Annotated in this window: 2 protein-coding genes; both read left to right on the top strand. The window is 71.4% G+C overall.

Features of this window, described 5'->3' with window-relative positions:
* The first annotated feature begins 117 nt into the window (after nucleotides 1–117).
* Nucleotides 118–939 (top strand): formate dehydrogenase accessory sulfurtransferase FdhD, encoded by an 822-nt coding sequence (fdhD, locus tag G6017_RS05030; protein ID WP_179524171.1) that lies wholly within the window; start codon nucleotides 118–120, stop codon nucleotides 937–939.
* Between the two features lie 65 nt (nucleotides 940–1,004).
* On the top strand, nucleotides 1,005–3,351 hold a 2,347-nt coding region (locus G6017_RS05025), incomplete at its 3' end, for an FdhF/YdeP family oxidoreductase (protein ID WP_182616225.1).

Genomic DNA, 3,351 nt, shown 5'->3' with positions numbered 1-3,351 from the left:
GGCGCCGGTGTCCTGCGCGTGGCCCACCGGTCCACCGAACGGCGCTGACCGCTGGCCCGCCGGGCCTGCGGCTGACCGCGGCGGCGGCTGAACCCGGTACCGGCTAGCCTCTGCACCATGGGACGACGGACGAGTCGTCACCCCGCGCGGAGGATCATCGCCGGCAGTGACGCCAGACGTGAGGTGGCGACCCTCGCGGTGGAGGAGCCGCTGGAGGTCCGTCTCGGGGGACGCCCCTACCTCGTCACGATGCGCACCCCGGGCGACGACATGGACCTGGCCGCCGGTTACCTGGTGTCGGAGGGGGCGATCTGGCACCGCGACCACCTCCCCGAGATCTGCTACTGCACCACCGTGAGCGGCCGCACCGAGCAGGACTACAACACCCTCACCGTGACCCTGTCCCCGGATGTCCCGGAGCCCCGGTCCGTCCGCGCGACCGCCATGACCAGCTCCTGCGGGGTGTGCGGCGTCGACTCGGTCGCGGAGGTGCGCAAGGCGACCCACTTCCCCGCCGAGCCGGCCACCCCCCTGGTCGGGGCTGCGGTCCTGCTCTCCCTTCCCGACCGGCTCCGCGAGGGCCAGATCGTCTTCGGCCGCACCGGCGGAGTCCACGCGGCGGCCCTGTTCTCCCCCGACGGCGACCTGCTCTGTCTGCGCGAGGACGTCGGTCGGCACAACGCGGTGGACAAGGTGGTGGGTTGGGCCCTGCGCGAGGGCCGGCTCCCGCTGCGGGAGACGATCCTGCAGGTCTCCGGGCGTGCCTCGTTCGAACTCGTGCAGAAGACGTCCATGGCGGGGATCCCGGTGATCTCCGCGGTCAGCGCCCCCTCGTCGTTGGCCGTGGACCTGGCCGCCGAGACCGGGGTGACGCTGGTCGGGTTCAGCAGGGGCGACCGCGCGACCGTCTACACCCATCCGGAGCGCGTCGCCGACTGATCCGGCACCGCGCGCACTCCCGGGCCGCGGCTGCGGCGCGGTGTGTTCCGGCGCACAATGGGTCCATGAGCCTCGTCCCCCGCATCCGTCGGTCCGCGCCCGTCGCCGACATCGACGAGGCCGACCTGCGGGTCGGCGAACCCGAGACCAGCGCGGCGGGGCTCAAGGCCGTCTCGGTGGCGCTCGAGCGGGGGATCTCGCAGGCCGGGGCGACCCGGACGGCTCGGGCGTTGGCCCGCCTCAACCACCGCGGCGGCACGGACTGCCCCGGGTGCGCCTGGCCCGAGTCCATCACCGGTCCGCGCAAGCCGGCGGAGTTCTGCGAGAACGGCGCCAAGGCGGTGGCCGAGGAGTCCACGACCCGGACGGTGACCCCCGAGTGGTGGGCCGCCCACCCGATCCGCGAGCTGCGGGACAAGACCGAGTACTGGCTGGGCAACCAGGGCCGGATCACCGAGCCGGTGGTGCTCAGGCCCGGCGACGAGCACTACTCTCCGATCGGCTGGCGGGAGGCGTTCGCGCTCATGGCCGAGCACGTCACCGCCACCTCGCCCGACCGCTGCGTGTTCTACACCTCCGGTCGGACGGCCAACGAGACCGCGTTCATGTACCAACTTCTCGCGCGGTCCATCGGCACCAACAACCTGCCCGACTGCTCCAACATGTGCCACGAGTCCTCCGGGTCGGCCATGACGCCCACGATCGGCATCGGCAAGGGGACTGTCTCGCTCGAGGATTTCGATCACGCGGACGTCATCCTCGTCGTCGGACAGAATCCCGGCACCAACCACCCACGGATGCTCTCCACCCTCACCGACGCCCGGCGGCGCGGGGCCCACGTGGTGGCGGTCAACCCGTTGCCCGAGGCCGGACTGCTGGGGTTCGCCGATCCGCAGTCCCCCACCGGGATCGCCAAGAGCCTGGTCGAGGGCGGGGGCGAGACCGTCTCGGATGACTTCCTGCAGATCAAGGTGGGTGGCGACCTCGCGCTGTTCCAGGCCCTGGGCCACCTGCTGCTCCGGGCCGAGGAGGCCGCGCCCGGCACGGTCGTGGACCGCGACTTCGTGGACACGTGCACCGAGGGCTTCCGGGACTACGCCGCCGCGCGTGCCGAGCTTGACTGGGAGACCACCGAGCGGGCCACGGGTCTGCGCCGCGACCAGGTCGAGCGACTGGCGACGCTGCTCGTGCACTCGCGGGGCACGATCATCTGCTGGGCTCTGGGACTCACGCAGCAGCCCCACTCGGTGGACACCCTGCGCGAGATCGTCAACGTCCTGCTGCTGCAGGGCAACTTCGGCAAGCCCGGGGCCGGCGCCTGCCCGGTCCGCGGCCACTCGAACGTGCAGGGCGACCGGACCATGGGGATCTGGGAGAAGCCGGGCGCGACGTTGTTGGACGGGCTCGACGACGAGTTCGGCATCGCCTCGCCGCGTGAGCACGGCTACGACTCGACCGAGACGCTCGAGGCGTTCGAGCGCGGTGACGTGGACGTGTTCGTCTCCATGGGCGGCAACTTCGCCAAGGCCTGTTCGGACACCGACGTCCTCGAGAAGGGGATGCAACGCACCGGGCTGACCGTCCACGTGTCGACCAAGCCCAACCGCTCCCACGTGGTCCACGGGCAGACGTCGCTCATCCTCCCGACTCTCGGGCGGACGGACCGCGACGACCGCCACCCCGGGGGCGCACAGTTCGTCTCGGTGGAGGACTCGATGTCGGTGATCCGCTCGTCCCAGGGGCGGCTGGAGCCGGTGTCGGAGCAGTTGCTCAGCGAACCGCAGATCGTCGCGGGCATGGCGGAGGCGATCCTGGGTCACGACCACCCGGTGGGGTGGCGCGCGATGGCGGAGGACTACGACGTGATCCGCGACCACATCGCGCGGGTGATCCCCGGCTTCACCGACTACAACCGGCGGGTGCGGCAGAAGTCCGGGTTCGTGCTGCCCAATCCACCGCGCGACACCCGGTCCTTCGCCACCCCGTCCGGGCGCGCGCACTTCACGGTGTCACCGCTCGAGTGGCTGGAGGCGCCGGCCGGGCACCTGATCCTGCAGACCATGCGGTCCCACGACCAGTACAACACCACGTTCTACGGTCTCGACGACCGCTACCGGGGCATCTCCGAGGGGCGCCGGGTGATCCTCGTGAACCCGGATGACCTGCGCGACCTGGGCCTCGCGGACCGCCAACTGGTCGACGTGGTGAGTGTGTTCACCGGCGCGGACGGCGTGACCAGCGAGCGCAGGGCGGAGGAGTTCCGGCTGGTGTCCTACCCGACGGCCCGCGGCTGCTGCGCGGCCTACTTCCCCGAGGCCAACAACCTGGTCCACCGTCAGAACGTGGCACGGGAGTCCAACACGCCCGGTTTCAAGGCGGTGACCGTCCGGTTCGAGCCGCGGAGCGAGCGCT

It is taken from the genome of Dietzia sp. B44 (assembly GCF_014145245.1).
GTDB classification, from domain to species: Bacteria; Actinomycetota; Actinomycetes; order Mycobacteriales; family Mycobacteriaceae; genus Dietzia; species Dietzia natronolimnaea.
This window is presented reverse-complemented; position numbering and strand designations above follow the sequence as displayed.